20 protein-coding genes are annotated in these 26,023 nt (G+C 67.6%); 6 read left to right on the top strand and 14 right to left on the bottom strand.

Features of this window, described 5'->3' with window-relative positions:
* Positions 1-245: 245 nt before the first annotated feature.
* On the bottom strand, positions 246-626 hold the full coding sequence (locus tag AC3ANU_RS08615; protein WP_026265756.1) for a DLW-39 family protein: 381 nt from the start codon (positions 624-626) through the stop codon (positions 246-248).
* Positions 627-678: 52 nt separating this feature from the next.
* Between AC3ANU_RS08615 and AC3ANU_RS08610 the strand changes: the two genes are divergently transcribed.
* The gene (locus AC3ANU_RS08610) at positions 679-1,908 is read left to right on the top strand and encodes a THUMP-like domain-containing protein (protein ID WP_488315840.1); all 1,230 of its coding nucleotides are present in this window, start codon (positions 679-681) and stop codon (positions 1,906-1,908) included.
* 4 nt (positions 1,909-1,912) lie between these two features.
* Here the strand turns inward: AC3ANU_RS08610 and AC3ANU_RS08605 are convergent, their stop codons facing one another.
* Together AC3ANU_RS08605 and AC3ANU_RS08600 are read right to left on the bottom strand one after the other, a co-directional pair.
* Complete coding sequence (locus tag AC3ANU_RS08605; RefSeq protein ID WP_134163895.1) at positions 1,913-2,710, bottom strand: shikimate 5-dehydrogenase; 798 nt, start codon at positions 2,708-2,710, stop codon at positions 1,913-1,915.
* A 90-nt stretch (positions 2,711-2,800) separates the two neighbouring features.
* Positions 2,801-4,249 carry a glycoside hydrolase family 3 protein gene (locus tag AC3ANU_RS08600; RefSeq protein ID WP_488315957.1) on the bottom strand — a complete coding sequence of 483 codons (1,449 nt, stop codon included), beginning with the start codon at positions 4,247-4,249 and terminating at the stop codon, positions 2,801-2,803.
* Between the two features lie 386 nt (positions 4,250-4,635).
* Between AC3ANU_RS08600 and AC3ANU_RS08595 the strand changes: the two genes are divergently transcribed.
* Complete coding sequence (locus AC3ANU_RS08595) at positions 4,636-5,787, top strand: glutamate--cysteine ligase (RefSeq protein ID WP_056394198.1); 1,152 nt, start codon at positions 4,636-4,638, stop codon at positions 5,785-5,787.
* Between the two features lie 118 nt (positions 5,788-5,905).
* On the opposite strand, the gene tsaD is transcribed toward AC3ANU_RS08595, so the two are convergent.
* From tsaD to AC3ANU_RS08565, 6 genes are read right to left on the bottom strand one after another with little or no spacing between them, the layout of a single operon-like run.
* Entirely contained in the window at positions 5,906-6,997 is a 1,092-nt protein-coding gene (tsaD, locus tag AC3ANU_RS08590) for a tRNA (adenosine(37)-N6)-threonylcarbamoyltransferase complex transferase subunit TsaD (RefSeq protein WP_488315839.1), read from the bottom strand.
* Positions 6,994-7,488, bottom strand: a complete 495-nt coding sequence (gene rimI / locus AC3ANU_RS08585; RefSeq protein WP_056394254.1) for a ribosomal protein S18-alanine N-acetyltransferase — start codon at positions 7,486-7,488, stop codon at positions 6,994-6,996. Before rimI ends, tsaD begins: the two co-directional genes overlap by 4 nt.
* Before the next feature lie 20 nt (positions 7,489-7,508).
* Entirely contained in the window at positions 7,509-8,180 is a 672-nt protein-coding gene (tsaB, locus tag AC3ANU_RS08580; RefSeq protein ID WP_018769196.1) for a tRNA (adenosine(37)-N6)-threonylcarbamoyltransferase complex dimerization subunit type 1 TsaB, read from the bottom strand.
* A complete protein-coding gene (gene tsaE, locus AC3ANU_RS08575) occupies positions 8,174-8,803 on the bottom strand; it encodes a tRNA (adenosine(37)-N6)-threonylcarbamoyltransferase complex ATPase subunit type 1 TsaE (protein ID WP_488315838.1) in 630 nt (209 codons plus the stop codon). The genes tsaB and tsaE overlap by 7 nt, the downstream gene beginning before the upstream one ends.
* Positions 8,800-10,053, bottom strand: a complete 1,254-nt coding sequence (gene alr / locus AC3ANU_RS08570) for an alanine racemase (protein ID WP_488315837.1) — start codon at positions 10,051-10,053, stop codon at positions 8,800-8,802. Before alr ends, tsaE begins: the two co-directional genes overlap by 4 nt.
* Before the next feature lie 56 nt (positions 10,054-10,109).
* Complete coding sequence (locus tag AC3ANU_RS08565; protein ID WP_026265754.1) at positions 10,110-11,201, bottom strand: PfkB family carbohydrate kinase; 1,092 nt, start codon at positions 11,199-11,201, stop codon at positions 10,110-10,112.
* Positions 11,202-11,292: 91 nt separating this feature from the next.
* Here AC3ANU_RS08565 and AC3ANU_RS08560 point away from each other — a divergent pair, with 91 nt between their 5' ends.
* From AC3ANU_RS08560 to AC3ANU_RS08545, 4 genes are all read left to right on the top strand, one after another.
* On the top strand, positions 11,293-12,720 hold the full coding sequence (locus AC3ANU_RS08560) for a family 4 glycosyl hydrolase (RefSeq protein ID WP_018769192.1): 1,428 nt from the start codon (positions 11,293-11,295) through the stop codon (positions 12,718-12,720).
* A gap of 76 nt (positions 12,721-12,796) precedes the next feature.
* Complete coding sequence (mshA, locus tag AC3ANU_RS08555) at positions 12,797-14,062, top strand: D-inositol-3-phosphate glycosyltransferase (RefSeq protein ID WP_018769191.1); 1,266 nt, start codon at positions 12,797-12,799, stop codon at positions 14,060-14,062.
* Positions 14,063-14,218: 156 nt separating this feature from the next.
* Positions 14,219-15,895 (top strand): formate--tetrahydrofolate ligase, encoded by a 1,677-nt coding sequence (locus tag AC3ANU_RS08550; protein ID WP_488315836.1) that lies wholly within the window; start codon positions 14,219-14,221, stop codon positions 15,893-15,895.
* Between the two features lie 559 nt (positions 15,896-16,454).
* Positions 16,455-17,057 (top strand): endonuclease domain-containing protein, encoded by a 603-nt coding sequence (locus tag AC3ANU_RS08545; protein ID WP_223992229.1) that lies wholly within the window; start codon positions 16,455-16,457, stop codon positions 17,055-17,057.
* Positions 17,058-17,280: 223 nt separating this feature from the next.
* On the opposite strand, the gene AC3ANU_RS08540 is transcribed toward AC3ANU_RS08545, so the two are convergent.
* The 5 genes from AC3ANU_RS08540 to glgX all read right to left on the bottom strand — a co-directional run bounded on the left by AC3ANU_RS08540 (position 17,281) and on the right by glgX (position 25,990).
* Positions 17,281-18,366: an inositol-3-phosphate synthase gene (locus tag AC3ANU_RS08540; protein WP_134163729.1), complete on the bottom strand. Its 1,086-nt coding sequence runs from the start codon at positions 18,364-18,366 to the stop codon at positions 17,281-17,283.
* 159 nt (positions 18,367-18,525) lie between these two features.
* Positions 18,526-19,566, bottom strand: a complete 1,041-nt coding sequence (gene mgrA / locus AC3ANU_RS08535; protein WP_018769187.1) for an L-glyceraldehyde 3-phosphate reductase — start codon at positions 19,564-19,566, stop codon at positions 18,526-18,528.
* A 21-nt stretch (positions 19,567-19,587) separates the two neighbouring features.
* Positions 19,588-21,357 carry a malto-oligosyltrehalose trehalohydrolase gene (gene treZ / locus AC3ANU_RS08530; RefSeq protein ID WP_488315835.1) on the bottom strand — a complete coding sequence of 590 codons (1,770 nt, stop codon included), beginning with the start codon at positions 21,355-21,357 and terminating at the stop codon, positions 19,588-19,590.
* A complete protein-coding gene (gene treY / locus AC3ANU_RS08525) occupies positions 21,354-23,681 on the bottom strand; it encodes a malto-oligosyltrehalose synthase (protein ID WP_488315834.1) in 2,328 nt (775 codons plus the stop codon). Before treY ends, treZ begins: the two co-directional genes overlap by 4 nt.
* Positions 23,678-25,990 (bottom strand): glycogen debranching protein GlgX, encoded by a 2,313-nt coding sequence (glgX, locus tag AC3ANU_RS08520; protein WP_018769184.1) that lies wholly within the window; start codon positions 25,988-25,990, stop codon positions 23,678-23,680. Before glgX ends, treY begins: the two co-directional genes overlap by 4 nt.
* Positions 25,991-26,023: the final 33 nt, after the last annotated feature.

Here is a 26,023-nt window from a genome sequence, read left to right as displayed (position 1 = left end):
TCTCCTTTTCGTCAGCAAAATTCGTGGACTGGAAAGCTTTCCGCCGTGGCTGGCAAACCGTCGTCGCGGTGCCGGCAGCAGCCTGGCTGGCAGCTCTTCATGTGTTAGCACCCTCCTAGGGAGAGTGCTAATGAAGACTCTATGTAAGGGTTAGCACTCGGTCAAGGTGAGTGCCAACGTTTCGTCATCGGCGTAAGCCTTTCGGGCTCCGGCCGACGGCGGTCCAGGGCGGCAAACATGCTTCCCTAACGGCCCAGGTCGTCGAAGTCCACGTCCTCGCCCCCGTCGGCCTCGCCGCCTCCCTGCTGACGTTTCCGGTAGAGCACCCAACCGGCCCCGGCTGCGGTGAGTACGGCAACAACGAGGAAGAAAATGCTCCCGGCCCGTGCGCCGTCGTACAACCCGCGGATGTCCCGCGCCTCCTGCGTGTTGTCGTGGATGTCGTTGCCGCCCACCGAATAAACGGTGGCGTTGAACGTGTCCAGCAGGAAAATGATCACCAACAGGGCGATGCACACCACGGCCACCACGGCCGCGGCGATCAGGGCTGGACGGGCAAACCTAGCCACACCGCGGTCCCTGGGTCGATGTTCGCCGGTCTCCCCTGGGGCTGCGCTGTCATCCATGGTTTCAACAGTATCCGCATCCCGGCAGCCGTCCTCCACTAGGCTGGAAACCATGCCCCACGCTCCCCAGGACCAGATCGCACCCCTGTTGACCCCCGAAGGCTGGGAGTTGCTGGCATCGCTGGGCCCCTACCGCGAAGAGGACGCGTTTGAGCTCAATTCGGCGCTCCGGAAAGCCGGCCACCCGGGCGAACTTGTATCCGCCGTCCTGACGCAGTCCAGGCTGCGGACCAGGGCCGAGGCGAAGTTTGGTGAGTTCGCCCGCCAGATGCTTTTCACCCAGGCAGGCCTTGAGCAGGCCACCCGGCTGAACGTCGCCGCACACCACGCGCAGCGGTTCGCCGCAGCCAGGATCCGGCACGTGGCGGACCTGGGCTGCGGTCTTGGTGCCGACGCCATGGCCCTGGCTTCCCTGGACATCACCGTCACCGCCGTGGAGATGGATGAAACCACCGCCGCCTGCGCCACCATGAACCTCATCCCCTTCCCCAATGCCACGGTGGTCCACGCGGACGCGGCATCGGTCCCGCTGGAGGGGATCGACGGCGTCTGGCTGGATCCGGCACGCCGCGTCACTTCCACGTCGGGGACCAAGCGGATCTGGGACCCGGAGGCGTTCTCACCGCCGTTGTCCTTCGTGGAGTCGCTGGCGGCCGGGGGGAAGGCGGTGGGCGTGAAGATGGGCCCGGGCATGCCCCACGAGTCCGTGCCCACGGGATGCGAAGCCCAGTGGGTGTCGGTGGCCGGGGACGTGACCGAGGTGACCCTCTGGTTCAACGCCGTGCGCAGGCCCGGGGTCCGCCGGGCTGCCCTGGTCCTGGGGTCCCAGGGGCCCGCCGAGCTGACCAGCGCAGAGGACTTCGGCGCCGGCCCGGCCGCTCCGATGGGACCCGTGGAGGGTTACCTGTACGAACCCGACGGCGCCGTGATCCGTGCCGGGCTGGTTGCCGACGTGGCGCTGCAGCTCGGCGGGCACCTGGTGGATGAACACATTGCCTACATCTGTGCCGCGGAACTTCTGGACACCCCGTTCGCCAAGGCTTACAGGGTCCTGGAAGTCATGCCCTACAACGTCAAGGCACTCAAGGCCTGGGTGAAGGAGGAGGGGATCACCGTGCTGGACATCAAGAAGCGCGGCACAGCGGTGACCCCGGAAGAGCTGCGGAAGCAGCTCCTCCCGCAGGGCAAGGGTGCCGCCAAAAAGGGTTCCGCCAGGACGGCCACGCTGGTCCTGACTCGCATCGGCGAGGACCGCGTGGCCATCGTGGTGGAACCGGTGTAAACGCCTACTGGGCGCGCATGAACTCCTCGGCTGCCCGGACCTGTTCCGCGGTGGGGCGCACTCCCGTGTACAGCACAAACTGTTCCAGGGCCTGGATGGTGGCAACCTCCGCACCGGTGATGACGTGCTTGCCTGCCGCGCGGGCGGCCCGGATCAGCGGCGTCTCGGCGGGCAGTGCCACCACGTCGAAGACCACGCGTGCGGCCTCGATGGCCTCCGCGGGGAAGGACAGGCTGTCAGCTTCGGCGCCGCCCGCCATGCCGATGGGGGTGACGTTGATGATCATGTCCGCCGTCCCGCCGTCGAGCGCTGCACGCCACTGGAAACCGTACTGGCCTGCGAGCGCACGCCCGGCGGCCTCGTTCCGGGCGATGACGGTGACGTCCTTGAAACCGGCGTCCCGGAGCGCGGCGACGGTGGCCTTGGCCATCCCGCCCGCCCCCTGGACCAGCACGGAATAGTCGGTGGGGACCCCGTTGGATGCCAGCAGCTGCTCAATGGCCGTGTAGTCGGTGTTGTACGCCTTGAGGTGGCCGTCGGTGTTCACGATGGTGTTCACGGAGTCGATGGCCTTGGCGGACGGGTCCATCTCGTCCACCAGCGCGATGACGTCTTCCTTGTACGGCATGGAGATGGCACAGCCGCGGATGCCCAGGCCCCGCACTCCGGCGATGGCCTGTTCCAGGTTGGTGGGCGCGAACGCCTTGTAGATCCAGTTCAGGCCCAGCTGCCCGTACAGATGGTTGTGGAAGCGGGTCCCGTTGTTGCTGGGGCGGGCCGACAGCGAGATGCAGAGGGTCATGTCTTTATTCAGAATGGGCACCAGACCATTAAACGCGTTCCAGCCATCGTGCGGGGTCCCCGGTCCGGGGTCCGGGTCAGGAGTCAGAGGTCAGGGGCAGCCGGTTCCCGCGGGGAAAGGCCCGACGGCGGCGGGCAGCTTCCCGGGAGCAGGCGCCTTTCCTGCCAGCACGGCCACCAGCGCATCAAAGGCAGCGTCGGTGCGGCCGTACAGCGCCAGCTTCACCGGAGCCGTGGAGTTTTGGAGCGGCCAGGGGGCATCCAGGGCCACGGCAATGTCCCCGGCCGCTGGATTCCCGCCGAAGCCGGTGAGGTTCACCAGCGATCCTGATCCAACCGCGAGGCCGGCACGTGCGGCCGCGGCTTCGAAGCGCTCCCGGTCCCCCGGTCCCCCGCCGGCAACGCGCACCGCACCGGGCACCAGGGGTCCGCTGCAGGGACCGGAGACAACCGTCACGGCCGACGCCGAAACCCGCGCCGACAACGCCGCACCGCTTCCGGCCGGGGCACCTGTGCCGGCTGTTCCGGCAGGCGGCGTGGTCCGGGCATGCCAGATCATCATGGTGGCCACCCGCTGCGCGGCCTCATCCAGCCGGGAGGCGGGAAGCGTGCCGGCGGCCAGGGCCTGGAGGATGGCGGCGTGCGCCTGTTCCACGTCCGCGGGCATCAGCAACAGGTCGGCGCCGGCTCCCAAAGCTTTTACGGCTGCTGCGCCGGCGGGGTACTGCTTGTCCACGGCTCCCATGTTGAGGGCGTCCGTCACGGCTACACCTTTGAATCCGAGCTCCCTCATCGCGGCGTAGCTCGGTGCGGAGAGCGACGCCGGCACACCGGGCTCCAGCGCAGGCACAGCGATGTGGCCCGTCATCACGACCGGCAGGCCCGCGGCCACCGCCGCCTGGAAGGGTTTCCAGTCCCGGGCCCGGAGCTGGTCGATGCCGGCCGGCTGGACCGGGAGGCTGAGGTGGGAGTCCGCGGTCACCGAGCCGTGGCCGGGAAAGTGCTTGACGGTGGGAAGCACGCCGGCGTCCAGCATGCCCTGGGCGAAGGCGACCCCGTGGGCTGCGGCGGCGGCAGGATCCGCGGACATGGAGCGCGCGCCGATGGTGGGGTCGCTGGGCCCGATGGTCACGTCGGTATCCGGCGCGAAGTCGAGGTCGAATCCCAGCGGCACCAGCTCGCCGGCCAGGCCCTTTCCTGCTTCCCGGGTCAGGGCCGGGTTGCCGGCCGCTCCGTAGCTCATGGGCGTGGGCCATTCAGTCAGGGGCTGCCCCAGGCGTGCCACGGCGCCCCCTTCCTGGTCCACGCCGATGATCCCGGGCCACCGCCGGCCGCCGGCGGCGACAGCCTGCTGCAGCCGCTGGTTCACCGCGCCCATGGCGGCAACATCCACGTTCCCCTGCGGATCGCGTGGCACGTTGTCGCCCATGACGATGGATCCGGCCAAGTGCAGCCGCTGGATGAGCGCGGCGTGCGCCTCCACCTGGTTGCCCTTGAAGAACGGGAGCAGAACCTGCCCGGCCTTCTCCTCCGGAGTCATGGCTGCCACGGCCGCGACGGCGGCGTCCTGGTCGCGCTGCTCCGGGCCCCACCCCAAGGGGCGGGAGCCTGCGTCAGGTGAGGCAGAAGCGGTGGGAGGCGCCGTCGTCGTACTTGCCGACGCCGAAGGGGCCCCGGTGGGCCCGGAGGACGACGACGGCGGGGCTGCTGTTGGGGAGGCTGTGCAGGAGGCCAGCGCCAGGGCCGACAGGGCCAGGAGGAGCGGGAAGGATTTGGCGGGAGTGGTTTTGGCAGGTCTGTGACGCGTGGGGAACGGGGCCATCAATACGATGCTACCCCTGCACTAGACTTGAACCACCCCTTCGCCTGCCGGCAGCAGCCTGTGAGCGGCATCAGCCAGCGGCAAACCGGACAGTGAGGAAACGTGTGAAGATCGACTTCGCCCCATCGAGGCAGTCAACCCTCGGTGTTGAGTGGGAGCTTGCCCTGGTGGACGGAAAGACGGGCGAGCTCGCATCCGTGGCCAACCAGGTGCTCCGCGGAGTTGCTTCCCGACACCCGGAACTCAACGAAGACGACGAACATCCGCACATCAAGCAGGAACTGCTGCTGAACACCGTGGAACTGGTCACCGGCATCTGCGAAACAGCTGCCGAGGCCAAGGAAGACCTCAGCCGGTCCGTTGCCGCCGTACGCGAAATCACCGATCCCATGGGCGTGGAACTCTTCTGCGCCGGCAGCCACCCGTTCAGCCCGCCGCAGCTGCAGCCCGTGACGGACAAGGCCCGCTACGCCAAACTCATCGACCGCACCCAGTGGTGGGGCAGGCAGATGGTCATTTACGGCGTTCACGTGCACGTAGGACTTGACCGCCGGGACAAGGCACTCCCCGTCCTGGATGGCCTGGTCAACTACTTCCCGCACTTCCAGGCGCTCTCCGCATCCAGCCCCTTCTGGGGCGGCGAGGATACCGGCTACGCCTCCCAGCGGGCCCTGATGTTCCAGCAGCTTCCCACCGCCGGCCTGCCCTTCCAGTTCAAATCCTGGGAGGAATACGAGTCCTACGTGCAGGACATGTTCACCACCGGCGTGATCGACACCATCTCTGAGATCCGCTGGGACATCCGGCCGGTGCCCGCGCTTGGCACCATCGAGATGCGCATCTGCGACGGCCTGGCCACGTTGGAGGAAGTGGGTGCCATTGCGGCCCTCACCCAATGCCTGGTGGACGAGTTCTCCACCACCCTGGACAACGGCGGCACCATTCCCACCATGCCGCCCTGGCACGTGCAGGAGAACAAGTGGCGCGCCGCCCGGTACGGCATGGACGCCATCATCATCCTGGACGCCGCAGGGCGGGAACAGCTGGTCACCGAGCACCTGCTGGAGACGCTGAACCGGCTGGAGCCGGTGGCGGCCAAGCTGCGCTGCGCCGACGAGCTTGCCGACGTCGAGAAGATCATCCGCCGCGGCGCCGGGTACCAGCGCCAGCGCCGCGTGGCCGCGGAAAATGGCGGGAACCTCCAGGCCGTGGTGCTGGACCTGGTCAAGCAGATGCGGAACGGCCCCACCGCGTAACGTGCTCCTGCCGAAGTGGGGCACTTCGGCACGGACACGCCGGCCGCCATCGTGATGTACGACGGCGGAGCCCGCCAAAGTGCCCCGCGACGGTTCGCTTTCGCCCGGCGCTCTGCCGTCAGGCCGGCAGCGACACCGATGTAACCGGCATTGACGAGTCCGGGGCGAAGGCGATTCCACTGGGTTCGACGCCGGCCATCACCAGCTGTGCGCCGAGGGCGGCCACCATGGCGCCGTTGTCCGTGCAGAGGTCCAGGGGCGGCACGTGCAGCCGGATGCCGGCGGACGCGCACCGCTGCCCGGTCAGTTCCCGCAGCCGCGAGTTGGCCGCCACTCCCCCACCCAGCAGGACATCCTTGATGCCGTACTCGCGGCAGGCCCGCACCGCCTTGGACGAAATCACGTCCACCACGGCTTCCTGGAAGGCGGCCGCGATGTCAGCCACGGGGATCTCTTCGCCGCGGGCCTCGAACTGCTCCACGCACCGGGCCACTGCCGTCTTGAGGCCGCTGAAGGACCAGTCATACCGGTGCGGCCCCGGCTCATCCGCCGTGCCCATGTACTTGGGCTGGGTGAGGCCGCGGGGGAAGCGGATGGCCTTGGGATTGCCGCCGCGGGCCACCTTGTCGATCGCAGGGCCGCCCGGGTAGCCAAGACCCAGGATGCGTGCCACTTTGTCGTAGGCCTCGCCGGCGGCGTCGTCGATGGTGGAGCCCAGGAGCTCCACGTCGCTGGTGATGGTCCTGATCCGCAGGATTTCGGTGTGGCCGCCGGACACCAGCAGGGCGCCCAGGTTCTCCGGCAGCTCCTGCTTCCGGCCGTTGGCGCGGTCATCCAGCAGCCCCACGCCCACGTGCGCCACCAGGTGGTTGATCGCGTACAGCGGCTTCCCGGTGGCGACGGCCAGCGCCTTGGCAGCGCAGACACCCACCATGAGTGCGCCGGCCAGCCCGGGCCCGGATGTGACGGCGATGGCGTCCACCTCGTCAAGGCTCACGCCTGCGTCTGCCAGCGCCTGATCGAGCGTGGGGACGAACGCGTCCAAGTGGGCGCGCGAGGCGATCTCGGGGATGACGCCGCCAAAGCGGACGTGCTCGTCCATGGAGGAGGAGACGGTGTTGGTCAGGAGGGTGGTGCCGCGGACGATGCCCACGCCGGTTTCGTCGCAGGATGATTCGATCCCCAGCACCAGGGGCTGTGAGCGGTTCATTGCCGGCCTGCTTCCGTTGCTTGGTGGCCATCAGTTTCCGGTGCGGCCAGCTGGAGCCGCATGATGAGCGCATCCACGCCGTCGCGGTAGTAGCGGGGGCGGATGTGGATCTGTTCGAAGCCGAACCGCACGTACAGCTGCTGCGCCCGCGGGTTGTCGGCGCGGACCTCAAGCAGGACATCGGCGGCACCGCGGTGCCTGGCCTCGGCGATGAGTTGGGTGAGCAGCCTGCTGCCGATTCCCCGCCCCTCGTAATCAGGAACGACGGCGATGGTCTGGATGTCGGCGATGGGCTCGATGCACATCAGCCCGGCGTAGCCCACGATGCCGTCGGTGGTCTCCGCCACAAGGTAGCGGCGGGTTTCCGGCTGGGAGAGTTCATCCAGGAACATCTGCACGGGCCAGGCGTCGATGGGGAAGAGCTTGTGTTCCAGGGCGCCGACGGCGGGTACATCGCCCAGGGTCATGTCGCGGACGGTGACGCCTGCCATGTGGGGTTCCGGGGTGGTACTCACAGTGCACGCTTCCGTGGTCCGGGTACCTGGGCATCTGATTCGCGCAGGTACAGGGGTGTGGTGTCCAGCAGGGCCTCCCCGGCAGCCAGCCGCGCCAGGGCAAACTGGCCAAGATACAGGGCGTCGGGTTGCTCCCCCGCGAACTCGGGATCGGCTTGGAGGACGTCGGCGTAGAGACCTGCGCCCGCGCCGAAGGCGGGCAGGTCCGGCAGGTCGGCGGCGAAACCAACATGGGGGCCGTCCTCCAGCAGCGGCAGCTGCCCGTCACCCAGGCTGTAGCGCGCCCAGTAGACCTCTTTCCGGCGGGCGTCGGTGGCCACCAGGAACTCCGGGACGGCGGCGGTGGATTCGGCTACCTCCAGGGCCACCGCGTCCAGGCTCATCAGGCCGTGCAGCGGCTTGCCCCAGACGAACGCCAGCGTCCGGGCGGTGGCAATGCCCGAGCGCAGCCCGGTGAAGGGGCCGGGGCCTACGCCCACCACCAGCGCATCGATGTCCTGCCCGGTGACGCCGGCTTCGGACAGCAGGGTGTGGATGCCGGGAGCGAGCACCTCAGCGTGGCTGCGGGTGTCCTCCGTGGAGAAGCTTGCCACCACGCCTTCGGGGGCTGCATCGGACACCAGCGCGGCGCTGGCCACCGCGGAAGTGTCAATCGCAAGGATCAGCATGGGGCGTTTCCTTCCGGCCCACCCAGCTCCGGCCCGCCCAGCTCGGGCCCGCCCAGTTCGGGGGCACCCAGTTCGGGGGCAGTTGCCCAGCGCGGCCCGTAGCCGCGCATCACGATGGTGCGGGGCTCGTCGGTGTCTTCGCCGTCGAAGTCCAGGCTTCCACCTCCACTGCCGGCGGCATCCAGCCCGATGGCACGGAGAAGGTCGATCTCCAGCCGGCTCTCGCTGAGGTGCTCCACCCGGTCCTGTCCCCACTCCACCACGGTCACGGACGAGTCCATGGTGTTTTCGAGGTCGATGTCGTCGATCTCCGCTGCGGAACCCAGCCGGTAGGCGTCCACGTGCACAAGGTCGGGGCCGCCGGGACGCGGACCATCCGGCAGGTTCGGGTGGATCCGGACCAGCACAAAGGTGGGTGAGATGATGCCTGCGCGGACACCCAGCCCCTCGCCCAGTCCCTGGGTGAAGGTGGTTTTCCCGGCACCCAGCTCACCGGAAAGCACCAGCAGGTCCCCGGCCCGCAGCACCTCCGCCAAACGTGCGCCGAACGCGTGCGTCTGTTCCGCCGTCGTCGCCGTGAACGTCTTTTCCCAGTTGGAAGCCAACTGTCCGGCCGCGCTCATGCGGCCCCCGCCGAGCCGGGCGCGCCCACCAGGCCGTGGCCGTTACCCGCGTGGCCGGTGCCCGCCGGCTGGTCCTCGTTGATGAAGCGGCGCGGAACACGGGGGCTGATGCGGGTCACGATTTCATAGTTGATGGTCCCCGCGGCGCGTGCCCAGTCCTCCGCGGTGGGCCCGCCGTCGGCGCCGTCCCCGAACAGTTCCGCTTCCGCACCCTGCAGGTCAGTTCCGGATGCCTCCGGCCCAAGGTCGATCACCATCTGGTCCATCGCGATCCGGCCCACCACGGGATAGGTCTTCCCTGCGACGCGGACGGGTCCACCGGTGGCGACCCGGGGGACGCCGTCGGCATAGCCCACCGGAATCAGGGCCAGCGTGCTCGCCGTCCTGGTGCGGTAATGCAGCCCGTAGGAGACGCCCTGCCCCTCGGGCACGTCCTTGCACTGCGACACGAGGGTGCGCAGCGTCATGGCGGGCCGGAGTCCCAGTTCTGCTGAAGTCTGCCCGTCAAACGGCGACAGCCCATAGATGCCCAGGCCAACCCTGACCAGGTCGAAGTGCGTGTCCGGGCGGGACAGGGTGGCGGGGGTGTTGGCAAGGTGCCGGACCTCGGGATCCACGCCCGCGTCCTCGGCAATGGCCAGCGCCTCCCGGAACGCGGCCACCTGCTGGTCCGTTTCGGGCCGCTCCGGTTCGTCGGCCACGGCCAGGTGGGAGAAGATGCCAACTACGCGCAGCAGGCCCTGGTCCTGGTATTCCACGGCCTCCCCCACCAGGCGGTCCCAGGACTCGGGGGTGGCTCCGTTCCGTCCCAGCCCGGTGTCCACCTTGAGATGCACCCGTGCCGGCCGCTCCTGCTCACGGGCCGCGGCCACGATGCGTTCCAGCTCCCACCCTGAGCAGCCAATATCGACGCCGGCGGCCACCGCGGCACCGAAGTTGCTGTCCGTGGTGTGCAGCCAGGCGAGAAGCGGCGCGTCGATGCCGGCGGCGCGCAGCGCCAAGGCCTCGGAAATGTGGGCCACGCCGAGCCAGGCCGCGCCGGCCTGCAGGGCTGCGCGGGCAACGGGGACGGCGCCGTGCCCGTATGCATCCGCCTTGACGACGGCCATGACTTTCGCGGGGGAGGCAGCGGCGGCAAGCCGGCGGACGTTGTGCCGGATGGCGTCCAGGTCGATCACGGCCGACCGCTCGTGGCGGGGGTCCGGCCCGGAGGCAGCGCTGAATTCACCGGTTGTTGCGGGATAGGTCACCTAAGTGATTCTAGTGCGGGCACTTCGCGCCGAATAATCAGGGCCTCCAACGCCGCCTAAGCATCCGACAAGTGCGCGATGGTGGCGGCCGCCCTGCGCTGGGCTGACAGCGGCACGTCGTCGATGATGTCAGCGAGGAACCCGAAGCGCCGCAGCCACTGGCTCGTCTGCCGTTCGGGGCGGGCGTTGGCGCGTCTCCACCAGTCGGCAATGTCGCCCCAACCCGGCGCCGCCAGCGAGCCGCCCACCTCCTGCACCGCCATGGACGCGCACAGGTTGGCAAAGCGCAGCCGGTCCCCCAGCGGCCACCCGGCCAGGGTGCCCACGATGAAGGCTGCGTCGAAGCAGTCGCCGGCTCCGGTGGGGTCGTGCGCCTTGACCGGAAGCGACGGGACCCATTCTTCCTCGCCGGTTTCCGAGTCCACGGCCATGGCGCCCTGCGGGCCCAGGGTTACGACGGCCACCGGAACGTGGTCCGCCAGCGCGTACAAGGCGCTCCACGGATTGTCCTTGCCCGTGAACGCCATGGCCTCGCGCTGGTTGGGCAGGAAGGCGTAGAAGTACTGCAGGTTGTCGAGCCTGACGGGCGCCCATTCCCCGCTGGGGTCCCATCCAACATCGCCGAACAGCTTTACCCCGGCGGCGTGGGCTGCGTGGGCCCACGGCTCCACTTCCAGGCCCACCTCAGCGATTCCGGCGAGGGCCTTGGGCGGGTCTCCGATCAGCTCGGAATTTGTCACCGGTGCGGAGTGCCCGTGGGTCACCAGGGAGCGGTCCTGGTCCACGCAGAGGGACACGGTCACCGGGGAGTGCCAGCCCGGGACGCGTCGGGAAAGGCTGAGGTCCACGTGTTCCTGGCCGGAAAGGATCTTCCAGTTGAAGTCCCCGTACCCGTCGTCGCCGAAAGCAGCTGCCAGCCCGGTGCGCAGCCCAAGCCTGGCAGCGGCAATGGCCTGGTTGGCCACCCCGCCGGGGCAGCTGCCCATGCCGTCGCTCCAGATTTCCGTGCCGGGTTCGGGCCCGTGGGGCAGGCCGGTGAAGATGATGTCCTGGAACACGGTCCCGGCCAGCAAGAGGTCGAATCCGGGTTCGGCGGGTGAACGGACGGCAGCCAGGGGGTCGTAGGGGCGTGCTGGGATGGCGTCCATAGTGCGCAGGATACGCCGTGCCGCACCGCTGCGGTAGGGGCCTTGGTCGGGCGTGGACAGGCCGCGGGACACCCCGCCTACACTGCATGGTATGCGGCTTCTGATTGCCGGCGGCGGGGGTTTCCGGGTGCCGCTGATATACCGGGCCCTGGTGTCCGGCCGCTTTGCCGGGCTGGTCACCGAGCTGGTGCTGTACGACGTCGATCCCGCGCGCCTTGATGCCGTCACCGCCGTGCTGGAGAGCATGCCGGTGGGTGATGGTGCCCGTCTTCCGGTCCACGCCACCACCGATCCTGCCGAAGCACTGCCCGGCACCACCGTGGTGTTCGCCGCGATCCGGCCGGGCGGTACAGCGGGGCGCGTTGCGGACGAGAAGGTGGCGCAGGACCTAGGGCTGCTGGGCCAGGAGACCACGGGGGCCGGGGGAATTTCGTACGCTTTGCGGACCATTCCGCAGATGCTTGGCCTTGCCCGGCTGATGCGGGAGCACTGCCCTGACGCGTGGCTGGTCAACTTCACCAACCCTGCCGGGATGGTCACTGAGGCGCTGCTTCCCGTCCTGGGCCACCGGGTCATCGGGATCTGCGATTCTGCCGGCGGTCTGGTGCAGCGGGCGGCGGCCGCTGCCGGGGTGCAGTTGCCGGAGGGAAGGCTCGACGGCGTGGGCTACTACGGGCTGAACCACCTGGGCTGGCTGTACCGCCTGGAGTCCGGCGGCCGGGACGTGCTGCGTGGCCTTTTGGCGGATGCCGGCGCACTGCAGTCGTTCGAGGAAGGCCGCCTTTTCCCGCAGCCGTTCCTGGCCCAACTGGGCATGCTTCCCAACGAGTACCTGTATTACTACTACCAGCGCGACGCAGCCCGGCAGGCGATGCAGGCCATGGCGCAGACCCGGGGCGAGACCATCCACAGCCAGCAGCGGGAGCTCTACCCGCGGCTGGCTGCTGCCGGGCCGGACGCCTACCGGCTGTGGGAGGAGGCGCGGCGCTCCCGCGAAGAGGGCTACCTGGCCGAGGCCCGGCACGATGGCGAGCGCCGCGCCGAGGAGGACCTGGCCGGGGGCGGCTATGAGCGGGTGGCGCTGGCGGCCATGCGGGCCCTGGCCGGCCGCGGGGAGACCCAACTGGTCCTGAACACCCGGAACACGGCGGCACCCGCCGGGACACCTGAAGGCCACCCGCCCGCCTCCGCCACGGCTGCCCCGCCCGCTCCCCAGCCTGCCATTCCAGGCCTTCCCGCCGACGCCGTCGTCGAGGTTCCCTGCATGGTGACGGCCAGGGGCGCCGTGCCCCTGCCCCAGCAGGCGCCGGACGGCCCGCAGCTGCGGCTGCTCCAGCGGGTCAAAGAGGTGGAACGGCTCGTGGTCCGGGCCGCCGGCACCGGAGCCCGCGATGCGGCCCTTGAAGCCTTCGCCCGGCACCCGCTCGTGGATTCGCCGGACCTCGCCGCGAAGCTTCTGGCTGGTTATGAGCAGGCTTTCCCGGCTTTGGGGAAGATCTGGGAAGGCGGCGGGCGTTAGGGGAAGGAGTAATGTTTTATCGAATGCGCACTGAGCCGGCTCCCCTGATACCCGCCGGCGGCCGGAAGGAGGTCCCGTGGCACTGATCCGCAGGGTCGCGCTGCTCTCCCTCCACACCTCCCCCATGGAACAGCCGGGCTCCGGTGATGCCGGCGGAATGAACGTCTATATCCGCGAGCTGGCCTCCGCCCTGGCCGAGGCGGGCGTGGAAGTGGAGATCTTCACACGCGCCACCTCAGCCGACCAGCCCGCCGTCGAACATCCCGATCCCGGCGTCTGCGTGCACAATGTCCTGGCCGGGCCGCCCAAGAAGATCCCCAAAGAGGAGCTGCCGGGGTTGCTGCACGCCATGGTGGCCGAGATCGAACAGATCCGCCGCCGGCAGCCCCACGGCCGCTATGACGTCATCCATTCGCATTACTGGGTGTCCGGGATCGCCGGGCTGGAACTGTCCGAACTGTGGGGCGTGCCGCTGGTGCACACCATGCACACCATGGCCAAGGTCAAGAACCTGCTCCTTGAATCCGGCGAACAGCCGGAGCCGCGCCGGCGCGAGGTGGGCGAGCACCGCATCGTGGACGGCGCGGCACGGTTGATCGCCAACACCAGCTCCGAGGCAGCCGAGCTCGTTTCCCACTACGGCGCCACCTACGACCGCATCGACATCGCCCCGCCCGGAGTGGACCTGGCCACCTTCACGCCGGCATTCCGGGCGCGGTCCCGGGCCCGGCACGGCATCAGCCCGGACACCTTCCACCTGGTGTTCGCCGGCCGCATCCAACGGCTGAAGGGCCCGCAGGTCCTGGTCAAGGCGGCGGCACTGCTGCGCAAACGCCGGCCGGACATCGACCTGCGCGTCACCATCCTGGGCGCCCTGAGCGGCAACAAGGAATTCAACCTGCGCTGCCTGGTTGCGGAGGCAGGAATGGACGACGTCGTCACGCAGCTTCCGCCGGTTAAGGCACCTGAGCTGGCGTCCTGGTTCCGTGCGGCGGACGTGGTGGTGATGCCTTCCTTCAGCGAATCCTTCGGGCTGGTGGCACTCGAGGCCCAGGCCTGCGGTACGCCCGTCGTGGCCACCCGCGTCGGCGGGCTGTCCCGCGCCATCTTCCACGGCCGGACGGGGCTCCTGGTGGATGGCCACCATGCCGCCGATTGGGCCGATGCCCTCGAAGCCCTGTACGACGACCCCGCCACCCGGGAAGACCTGGGCCGCGCCGCCGCCATCCGCGCCCAGAACTCCGGCTGGCAGCGCACAGCCGCCATCACGCTGGAAAGCTACCATGCCGCCGTCGAGAATTTTGTGGGCCGGCGCCTGGCCCCGGTGGTTCCCGCATCCTGACGTTCCTGTCCTGGTTTCCTGCCCGGCTTTTCTGTCATGGGCTTTTCCTTTTCCTTCGCGGGCGCCCCGGGTGCTGTTAGCTTAGGGGCAGGCCTCCGGCGCCTGCCGGCGCCGGAATGGACTGGGCAGGATGAAGCTGCGCAGGAAAGGACAACGATGTCTGCTCTCCCTTCTGATCTCGAGATAGCCCGGGCTGCCCGGATCCGTCCCATTGCGGACATCGCGGCTGCCGCGGGGGTTAATCCGGAAGCCCTGGAACAGTACGGGCGGTTCAAGGCCAAGATCGATCCGGCCAAGCTCGATGCGCCGGCTCCCTACGGCAAAGTGGTGCTGGTCTCGGCCATGTCCCCCACGCCCGCCGGCGAGGGCAAATCCACCACCACCGTGGGATTGGCGGATTCCCTGGCCAGGGCCGGCCGGAAGGTGATGATCGCGCTGCGGGAACCCTCGCTGGGTCCGGTCCTGGGGATGAAGGGCGGCGCCACCGGCGGCGGCTATTCGCAGGTGCTGCCCATGGATGAGATCAACCTGCACTTCACCGGCGACTTCCATGCGATCACCTCGGCCAACAACGCCCTGATGGCGCTGGTGGACAACCACATCTACCAGGGCAACGCGCTCAATATCGATCCCCGCCGCATGACGTTCAAGCGGGTGCTGGACATGAACGACCGCGCCTTGCGTGAAGTGGTCATTGGCCTGGGCGGGCCTTCGCAGGGGGTGCCGCGGCAGGACGGGTTCGACATCACCGTGGCCTCCGAGGTCATGGCCGTCTTCTGCCTGGCCAAGGATCTGGCGGACCTGCGCTCCCGGCTGGGCCGGATCACCTTCGGCTACACCTACGACCGGGTACCCGTAACGGTGGCGGACCTGGGGGTGCAGGGCGCCTTGACGCTGCTCCTGAAGGAGGCGGTCAAACCCAACCTGGTCCAGACCATCGCCGGCACCCCGGCCCTGGTCCATGGCGGCCCGTTCGCCAACATCGCGCACGGCTGTAATTCGTTGATTGCCACCCAGACCGCCCGGCGGCTGGCGGACATCGTGGTCACGGAGGCCGGTTTCGGCGCGGATTTGGGGGCCGAGAAGTTCATGGACATCAAGGCCCGGTACGGGGGCCTGGCGCCGTCGGCCGTGGTGGTGGTGGCCACGGTGCGGGCGCTGAAGATGCAGGGCGGGGTGGCCAAGGACCGGCTGGCCCAGCCGGACCTGGCTGCCCTCGAAACAGGGGTGGCCAACCTGCGCCGGCACGTGCGCAACGTGGAGAAGTTCGGGGTCACCCCTGTGGTGGCGATCAACAGGTTCTCCTCCGATTCCCAGGAGGAGCTGGACTGGCTGCTGGCCTGGTGTGCTGCCGAAGGCGTGGCGGCGGCCGTGGCGGACGTGTGGGGTCGCGGCGGCGGCGGTGAGGGCGGCGACGAACTGGCAGCGTTGGTCCTCCAGGCTGCGGAGGGGCCCAACAGCTTCCGGCACCTCTACGCCCTGGGGCTGCCGGTGGAGGACAAGATCCGGACCATTGCCCAGGAGATCTACGGCGCCGACGGCGTGGATTTCTCGGTTCCGGCGTTGAAGCGGCTGGCCGATATCGAGCGGAACGGCTGGAGCGGGCTGCCGGTCTGCATGGCCAAGACACAGTACTCGTTCACGGACGATGCCTCCCGGCTCGGTGCCCCGAAGGGCTTCACCATCCATGTCCGGGACCTCCTGCCCAAGACAGGTGCGGGCTTCATCGTGGCGTTGACCGGCGCGGTGATGACCATGCCCGGCCTCCCCGCCGTCCCGGCAGCCCTGCGCATGGACGTGGACGCGGACGGCAACCCGGTAGGCCTCACCTGACACGCCCGCTCACCTTTGGCAGCACAAAACCAAACCCCCGCTCACCTCTGACAACACATCCCCAAACCCCCGCTCACCTTTGGCAGCACAACACCAAACCCCCGCTCACTCCCTTCCGCGGCGAGCGTCGGGCAAAACGGCGAACCGGCACGGCCTGTGGATAACTCAACACGGGTATCCGCCATATGCATGACAATGCAGTATGCGATCCCGCCTTCCCTTGCCTGCGCATCTGGCTGGCAGACCCTTCACGCTTGAAAGCTCAAGAAGCGCCGGACTGGACCACAACCGCCTGCGTCACAACGACGTCGAACACATCAGCCGGGGCCTCTACCGCCCTGCTGCATGGGACTTCTGCCTCGAGCATGCTGCCCGCGCATTGTCGGAGGCGACGCCCGGCGCATGGATTTCCCATGTGACAGCGGCGCGCCTCCAGAGTTCGCTCCTGCCCGCTTGGTTGTCCGACTCCAGCGAACTTCACCTAAGCAAGCCCACGCTGCTTCCGGGAGCCCGCAGGAAAGGAATTCACGGCCACCGGCTCATTGTGAAGCCTGGCGAGGTGGAGTTCGTCGAGGGGATATGGATCAGCACACGGGCACGGACATGGCTGGACATGTCACGGCTACTGCCGTTGGCAGACTTGGTGGCTATGGCGGACCAACTGGTACGGCTGCCCCGGCCTGAACTGGAGGGCAGGGAGGGCGCCTACTCAACAATTGAGGAACTACGGGACATGGTTGCCCGTCATCCAAACCTTCAAGGGGTTGTGCGTGCCCGGCAGGCACTGGACTTGGCGCGGGTTGGATCGGACTCCGCGCCCGAGACCTTCCTCCGGTTGGCCATGTTTGACGCTGGTCTCCCGGAGCCAGAGCTGCAGCTGGCACTTTATCCTGGAGACCCTCGATCGTCGTCTGCCGACCTCGGATTTCGGCAGCGAAGAATTGCTATCCAGTACGACGGCGGCCATCACCTTATGGAAGCCCAGCGACTAAGCGATCGGCGCAGGGACAAGGCCTTCGAAGCGGCCGGGTGGACTGTCATCATCGTCGACAAGGCCGATCAGAAGGACAGCTTCGCTGCCGCTATCAGAAAGATCAGGCGAGCCGTGAAGAACTCTGTGGCGGATGCGACGGTGGCGTCGGGGTTCGCAAACGGGGACTAGTTGAACGGGGCTCACTTTCAGCTGGGATCGACTGAACGTTCGCCGGTGAGATGCGAGCGGGCGTCCCCAGAATAATCGTCAAAAGTGAGCGGGCGTCGTAGAAAAATCCGCCAAAAGTGAGCGGGCGTCGCCAGAAAAACTGCAGGAAATGATGGGGCGTCTTAAATGGCGGCGCTCCCCCACCCCGGAGGGTGAGGGAGCGCCGGCAACGAGGAGTGGAGTTCTAGCGCTCCACGTCGCCGCGGATGAAGGCTTCCACCTTTTCGCGGGCGAGGTCGTCGTTGAACTGCTCCGGCGGGGACTTCATGAAGTAGCTCGACGCGGACAGCAGCGGGCCGCCGATGCCACGGTCCAGGCCGATCTTCGCGGCGCGGATCGCGTCGATGATCACACCTGCGGAGTTCGGGGAATCCCAGACCTCCAGCTTGTACTCCAGCGACACGGGGGCGTCGCCAAAGTTGCGGCCCTCCAGGCGGACGAACGCCCACTTGCGGTCATCGAGCCACTGGACGTAGTCGGACGGACCGATGTGCACGTCCTTGGCAGCCAGCTCGGCCTCAACGTTGGAGGTCACGGCCTGGGTCTTGGAGATCTTCTTGGACTCCAGCCGGTCGCGCTCCAGCATGTTCTTGAAGTCCATGTTGCCGCCAACGTTCAGCTGGTACGTCCGGTCCAGGGTCACGCCGCGGTCCTCGAACAGCTTCGCCATGACCCGGTGGGTGATGGTGGCGCCGATCTGGCTCTTGATGTCATCGCCCACGATCGGAACACCCGCGGCAGTGAACTTGTCCGCCCACTCCTTGGTTCCGGCAATGAAGACCGGCAGCGCGTTCACGAACGCCACGCCGGCGTCGATCGCGGCCTGCGCGTAGAACTCGGCCGCTTCCTGGGAGCCGACGGGCAGGTAACAGACCATAACGTCAACGGCAGCGTCCTTGAGGGCCTGGACCACGTCCACGGGCTCTTCAGTGGATTCCTCGATGGTCTCGAGGTAGTACTTGCCCAGCCCGTCCAGGGTGTGGCCGCGCTGGACGGTGACACCGGTGGGCGGGACGTCGGCGATCTTGATGGTGTTGTTTTCGCCGGCCGTGATGGCGTCGGCAAGGTCAACGCCGACCTTCTTGCCGTCAACATCAAACGCGGCGACGAACTCAACGTCACCCACGTGGTACTGGCCGAACTCAACATGCATCAAGCCCGGAACAGTCTCTGCGGGATCGGCATCCTTGTAGTACTGGACGCCCTGCACCAGCGAGGCGGCGCAGTTGCCCACGCCAACGATTGCAACACGGATGGGATGTGAAGACACAGAACTCCTTTGGGGACAAACGTCAGCCGGCCGGGTTTGCTTCGCAGACAGTACGACGGCGGCCGGCTGGCTCGGCGCCGCGCGGCGCCTTTTCATACTACCCAACGCAGCGGGACCGGGCGCAGTGCACCCGGTCCCGCTGCGTAAAGAGAATCACCGTCAGGCGTTTTGCTTCCAGAGGTTGATGTCCGACTCAACCGCAAACTCGTCAATCGCGGTCAGCTCTTCATCCGAGAAGCCGAGGTTGTTGATGGAGGACAGCGTGTCCTCCAACTGCTGGACGCTGGAGGCGCCAACCAGTGCCGAGGTGACGGGCGAGCCCTTGGGCTGGTCGCGCAGGATCCAGGCGATGGCCATCTGGGCCAGGGTCTGCCCCCGGCCTTGGGCGATCTTCCGCAGTCCGCGGACCCGGTCCAGTTTTTCCTCGGTGATGGAGTCCTCCGAGAGGAAGCGCGCCTTGGCTGCCCGCGAGTCGTCAGGAATGCCGTGGAGGTATCGGTCGGTGAGCATACCCTGCGCCAGCGGCGAGAAGGCGATGGATCCGGCGCCCACCTGGTCCAGGACCTCGTACAGGTTGGGTGAACCGTCCTCGGTCCAGCGGTTCAGCATGGAGTAGCTGGGCTGGTGGATCAGCAGCGGCGTGCCCAGTTCCTTGAGGATACGGGCGGCCTCGAGGGTCTGCTCCGGCGTATAGGAGGAAATGCCCGCGTACAGTGCCTTGCCGGAACGGACGGCGTAGTCCAGGGCACCCATGGTCTCCTCCATCGGTGTTTCCGGGTCGGGCCGGTGGCTGTAGAAGATGTCCACGTAGTCCAGTCCCATGCGCTGCAGCGACTGGTCCAGGCTGGAGATCAGGTACTTGCGCGAGCCCCATTCGCCGTAGGGACCGGGCCACATGTAGTAGCCGGCCTTGGTGGAGATGACCAGTTCGTCGCGGTAGGGCTTGAAGTCGTCCCGCAGGTGCCGGCCAAAGTTGGTCTCGGCGGACCCGTCCGGCGGCCCGTAGTTGTTGGCGAGGTCGAAGTGGTTGACGCCCAGGTCGAAGGCGCGGCGGAGGATGTCCCGCTGTTCCTCGAAGCGCTTGTCGTCGCCGAAGTTGTGCCACAGTCCCAGCGAGATGGCCGGGAGCTTCAGGCCGCTGCGGCCCACCCGGCGGTAGGGCATGGATTCGTAGCGGTCGCCTGCTGCAATGTACGTCATCAGTTTCTCTCTTCCGTCGATTCAGGCTTTGAGGATCGCAGCGCTCCAGGGCGCCAGTTCCAGGGACCCGCCGTCCAGCGCGGTTCCGTTGTCCGTGGCCAGCAGGACGCTGCCGGCGGCCTCGTCCAGCCGGACCTTCGAGTCCGCGAAGTTCACCAGGACCTCAACGGATCCGCGCCGGAACCGCAGCCAGCCGGCGTCGTCGTCGAACTTAACTTCCGTCCCGCCGAAGCCAAGCCCCGCCAGTTCCGGATGCCCGCGCCGCAGCGCCGTCAACGCCCGGTACAGCTCCAGGAGCCGCGCGTGGTCGCCAGAGATGGCCTCGGCCCAGTCCAGCTTGGACCGGCGGAAGGTTTCCGGGTCCTGCGGGTCAGGCACGACGGCGGGATCCCACCCCATGCGCTCGAATTCCTTGATGCGCCCTTCCGCGGTGGCCTTCCCGAGCTCCGGTTCGGGATGGGAGGTGAAGAACTGCCATGGTGTGGTGGCGCCGTATTCCTCGCCCATGAACAGCATGGGGGTGAACGGGGAGGTCAGCGTGAGGACCGCGGCCACGGCGAGCTGCCCGTAGGACAGGGACTGCGAGAGCCTGTCCCCCGTGGCACGGTTGCCGATCTGGTCGTGGTTCTGGTTGCAGACCACCAGTGCCGCGGGGTCCACCAGGGCGGCGTTGATGGGCCGGCCGTGGTGGCGTCCGCGGAAGCTGGAGTAGCTGCCGTCGTGCAGGAACCCGTCCTTCAGCACCTTGGCCAGCACGGCCAGGGATTTGAAGTCGGAGTAGTAGCCGGTGGTCTCGCCGCTGACGCTGACATGCACGGCATGGTGGAAGTCGTCGCTCCACTGCCCGGCCAGTCCGTACCCGTTGACGTCACGGGGGTAGAGCAGGCGCGGATTGTTGAGGTCCGATTCCGCGATGAGCGTCTTGGGCAGCCCGGTCCCGGCTGAAATCGCGTCGCCCAAAGCCCCCAGGTCCTCCAGGATGTGCACCGCGCGCTCGTCCCGCAGCGCGTGCACGGCATCGAGGCGGAGCCCGTCCACGTGGTAGTCGCGCAGCCAGAGAGCGGCGTTGTCCAGGATGTATTCGCGGACCACGTCCGAGCCGGGCCCGTCCAGGTTCACCGAGTCGCCCCAGGTGTTGGCGTCCCCCTGCTTCAGATAGGGGCCAAACCTGGGCAGATAGTTTCCGCTGGGGCCAAGGTGGTTGTAGACCACGTCCTGGATGACGCCCAGTCCGGCGGCATGGGCGGCGTCAACGAAACGCTGGTACGCGGCCGGCCCGCCGTAGCCTTCGTGCACGGTGTACCACTGGACGCCGTCGTAGCCCCAGTTATGCGTGCCGTTGAATCCGTTGACCGGCAGCAGCTCCACGAAGTCGATGCCCAGGTCCACCAGGTAGCCCAGCTTCTCCGCGGCGGCGTCCAGGGTTCCTTCGGGGGTGAAGGTGCCCACATGGAGTTCGTAGATGACGGAACCCTGCAGGTCCTTGCCGCGCCAGCCGGAATCCTGCCATGCATAGGCGGCGGGATCGTAGGTCCGGGATTGCTCGTGCACGCCGGCGGGAAGCCGGCGGGACCTGGGATCCGGGACGGGGGTGGTGTCCCCGTCCAGCAGGTAGCCGTAGTCCACGTCGCCGTCCGCGGGCGCGTCGGGGGCCGTCCACCACCCTTCCGATCCCGGCGCCGTGTCCTTCTTCTGCATGGGATATTGCCGGCCATCGGCCAACAAAACCACCGATGAAACGTCCGGCGCCCAGACATCGAAGCGCTCAGGTCCAACGTTGACCAGGGTCATGCCTTCTCTCCATCTTCGGGTACCAGCAGGGCCACCGGGTAGGTACCCAGCACATCTGCCACCAAAACCGGGCCCGGCCCGTAGCTGGCTCCCGTAAGTTCGTCGCGCATGGCAGTGGAAAGGTCGACGGCGGTGTCCCGCCACCCGCCGCCGGCTTCCAGTCCGGCGGGGAGCCGGGTGGCAAGCGTGAGGGCGCCGGAGGAGGCATCGGTTCCGCGGGTGAATGCGAGCAGGTGCCCGGCAGCCGCGCCGGTGGCTGGGACTGGCGTGTAGCCCTGGAACAGCTCCGGCCGGTCCCGGCGCAGGCGGAGTGCCCGTGAGGTGACCAGGAGCTTGCTGGCCTCTGTGCCCTCGTCCGGCAAGGTGCCGGCGTCGAGCTTTGCCAACTCAGCCTGCCGGGCACCAAAGTCCACCGGCCGGCGGTTGTCCGGGTCCGTCAACGAACGTTCCCAGAACTCGCTGCCCTGGTACACGTCCGGCACGCCGGGCATGGTCAGCTGGACCAGCTTGGCGGAAACCGAGTTGGCGGCGGAGAAGGAGTCGATGCGGGCCACGAAGTCCGTCACCACGTTGGCGACCTTGGCGTCGTCGAAGACTGCGTCCACGGCGGCCTTCACCGCGGCCTCGAAGTCCCCATTGGGATTGGTCCAGGTGGTGGAGTTCCCGGCCTCCCGGGCCGCCTTCTCGGCGTATCCCTGAAGCCGTTCCCGGCTTGCCGGCCAGGCACCGATGATTGCCTGCCACAGCAGGTTTTCGTACGGGCCGTCCGGGATCGGCGCCAGGCCGCGAAGGCTCTCCAGCGTTTCCGCCCACTCCTGCGGCAGCTCGGCGATGACCGAGATCCGTGCCCGGGCATCCTCGCTGCGTTTGGTGTCGTGCGTGGACAGGGTGGTCATGGACAGCGGGAGGTCCTGCTGGCGCCGCTGCATCCGCTGGTGGAATTCCTCCGGGTCCACGGCGAACTCGGTGGGTTCAGCGCCCACCTCGGTCAGGGTTCCAAGGCGGGTGTAGCGGTAGAACGCCGTATCCTCCACGCCCTTGGCCATGACCATGCCGGAGGTCTGCTGGAACCGGATGGCGATGGCGTTGGCAGGATCCAGCAGCATTGGAAGGAGGGTTCCCACCGCCACTTCCAGGTCCGGCCGGTGGACTGCCGCGGATTCGCATGCTTCCTTGAGGACATCGGAGCCCACGGGCAGGTACGAACGGTACACCGGGAAGGAGGCGATAATCTCCGCGATGGCGTCGGCTGCCTGGTCCAGGGCGAGGCCGTAGGACTCCGGGACCAGCCGGGCCAGCCGCAGCACTTCCGAGCGCAGGATGCCGTCGGCAATCATGCGCTTGGTGCCGCGGATCATTGCGGCATAGTCCGCGGGCTCTGAGGAGCCCCGCAGCCTGGCGTCCAGTGCGTCCAGTGCCTGCTGCCCCGCGGGGTCCACAAAGACCCGGTCCACGTCCGCCAGCGCGTCGTATCCGGTGGTGCCTTCGCACGCGAACTCCTGCGGCAGCACCTCGCCCGGTTCCAGGATCTTCTCCACCAGGACGTAGGCGCCGCCGCTGAGGTCCTTCAGCCAGCGGAGATAGCCGGTGGGATCGGCGAGGCCGTCCGGGTGGTCCACGCGGAGCCCGTCCACCAGGCCCTCGGTGAACCAGCGCCCCACCTCGGCATGCGCTTCCTGGAAGACCGAGGGTTCTTCGACGCGGATTCCGGCGAGCGTGGTGACCGCGAAGAAGCGCCGGTAGTTCAGCTCGGCGTCGGCGCGGCGCCAGTCCATCAGCTGGTAGTGCTGGCGGCTGTGCACGTCCTGCGGGGAATCACCGTCGCTGTATGTGCCTTCGGCCAGGGGGAACCGGTGATCGTAGTAGCGGAGTTCGCCCTCCTTGACCTCCAGCTTGTCCAGGTCGGCGTCGGAGCCCAGCATGGGGAGCCGGACCTTTCCGCCGCCCAGGTCCCAGTCGACGTCGAAAGCTTCCGCGTAGGGTGATTCGCGGCCCTCCTTGAGCAGGGACCACCACCACGGGTTCTGCGGAGGGGATGCCACGCCCACGTGGTTGGGCACGATGTCCACCAGGACGCCCATGCCGTGCTCGCGCGCTGCCCTGGACAGGGCCAGCAGCCCTTCAGGGCCGCCGCGGTCCGGGTCCACGGCGGAGGGGTCGGTCACGTCATAGCCGTGGTCCGAACCTTTTTCCGCAGTGAGGATGGGCGACAGGTACACCCAGTCCACGCCGAGGTCCTTCAGGTACGGGACCTGGTTGGCGGCGTCGAACAGGGTGAAGCTGCTGCGGATCTGCAAACGGTAGGTGGAGACGGGTGTCCTCATGCCTCGGTTGCCTTCGCAGCCTTGGTCTCCTCCGCCTTCGCAGCCTTGGCGTCCTCGGCTTTGGCTGCCTTGGTTTCCTCGGCCTTTGCCTCGCTCGCTTCCGCGGCCTTGGTCTGGGCCTCCACCATCTCCTCCTGGGCTTCCTCGTGCTCTACCCTGGACGCCAGTGAAGCGGCAGCGGACGTGTCCACTTCAGCTTCCGGGCCGGAGTAGGCGCGCAGCACCACCATGGACTTCGCGTCCAGGGTCAGCGTTGCCTTCGCCTTGAGCGGTTCATACGCGTCAGCCTGGGCCGCGGTGTCAATCAGGACCTCCCAGTACTGTGAGTACTCCTCGTTGGGAAGGCAGAAGTCCACGGCATCGTCGTGGGCGTTGAAGGCCATGATGAAGCTGTCGTCCGTGATGCGCCGGCCGCGTGAATCCTGTTCCTGGATGCCGTCGCCGTTGTAGAACACGCCGATGGTGCGGCCGAAGCCGCTCCCCCAGTCCTCCGGCAGCATTTCGGTGCCGTCCGTCTTGAGCCAGACGATGTCCGGCAGCTTTTCGCCTTCGCCGCGGCGCACCGGCCGGCCGTCGAAGAAGCGGCTGCGGCGGAACGTCGGGTGGTCGTGGCGGAGCTTGTTCACGAAGGCGGTGAACTCCACCAGCGGCTGGTCCATGGCTTCCCAGTGGATCCAGCTGAGCTCGGAGTCCTGGCAGTAGGTGTTGTTGTTGCCCTGCTGGGTGCGGCCCAGCTCGTCGCCGTGCAGCAGCATGGGCACACCCTGGGAGAGCAGCAGCGTGGCGATGAAGTTCCGCTGCTGGCGGGCGCGCAGGGTAAGGACCTTGTCGTCGTCGGTGTCGCCTTCAACGCCGCAGTTCCAGGAGCGGTTGTGCGATTCGCCGTCGTTGTTGCCCTCGCCGTTGGCCTCGTTGTGCTTCTCGTTGTAGGAGACCAGGTCCCGCATGGTGAAACCGTCGTGGGCGGTGACGAAGTTGATTGAGGCCACCGGACGGCGGGCGGAGCTTTCATAGAGGTCGGCGGAGCCGGTTAGCCGGGAGGCGAACTCGCCAAGCGTGGAGGGCTCGCCGCGCCAGAAGTCGCGGACGGTGTCGCGGTACTTGCCGTTCCATTCGGTCCACTGCGGCGGGAAGTTGCCCACCTGGTAGCCGCCCGGGCCCACGTCCCACGGCTCGGCGATCAGCTTCACCTGGGAAACTACCGGGTCCTGCTGGATGAGTTCGAAGAAGGTGGAGAGCTTGTCCACGTCGTAGAACTCACGGGCCAGGGTGGAGGCAAGGTCGAAGCGGAAGCCGTCCACGTGCATCTCCGTGACCCAGTAGCGCAGGGAGTCCATGAGCAGCTGCAGCGAGTGCGGGTGTCGGACGTTCAGGGAGTTGCCGGTGCCGGTGTAGTCCATGTAGTGCTTGAGGTCGTTGTCCACCAGGCGGTAGTAGGCCTGGTTGTCGATGCCCTTGAAGGACAGCGTGGGGCCCAGGTGGTTGCCTTCGGCAGTGTGGTTGTAAACGACGTCGAGGATCACTTCGATGCCGGCGCGGTGCAGGTCGCGGACCATGGCCTTGAATTCCTGGACCTGGTGCCCCACGTCGCCGGTGGCGCTGTAGGTGTTCTGCGGGGCGAAGAAGCCGATGGTGTTGTAGCCCCAGTAGTTGCTGAGCCCCTTCTCCACCAGGGTGCCGTCGTTGACGAACTGGTGGACGGGCATGAGTTCGATGGCCGTGACCCCGAGCTTCTTCATGTGCTCAATGACGGCAGGGTGGGCCACACCGGCGTAGGTGCCGCGCTGTTCGTCCGGGATTTCCGGGTGGAGCTCGGTGAGGCCCTTGACGTGGGCTTCGTAGATCACCGACTCGTGGTACGGGATCCGCAGCTGGCGGTCGCCGTCCCATTCGAAGAAGGGGTTGATGACCACGCCGTGCATGGTGTGCGGGGCAGAATCGGCGTCGTTGCGGGAGTCGGGGTCGCCGAATTCGTAGGAGAAGAGGGCCGGGTCCCAGTCGATCTGGCCCTGGATGGCCTTGGCGTAGGGATCCATCAGCAGCTTGTTCGGGTTGAAGCGGTTGCCGCTGGCGGGGTCGTAGGGACCGTGCACGCGGTAGCCGTACTTCTGGCCGGGCTGGATGTGCGGCAGGTAGCAGTGCCACACGTAGCCGTCCACCTCGGTCAGTTCGATGCGCGTTTCGGTCAGGTCATCAGCCAGGAGGCAGAGTTCGACCCGCTCGGCCCGTTCGCTGAACAGGGCGAAATTGGTGCCGGTGCCATCAAAGGTCGCTCCCAGCGGATAGGCAGTTCCAGGCCAGACTTCCATCGTGCTCCTCATTTTGTGGTCAGCAGCAGAGGG

The sequence above is a fragment of the Arthrobacter sp. SDR-2R genome, from assembly GCF_057747955.1.
This window is presented reverse-complemented; position numbering and strand designations above follow the sequence as displayed.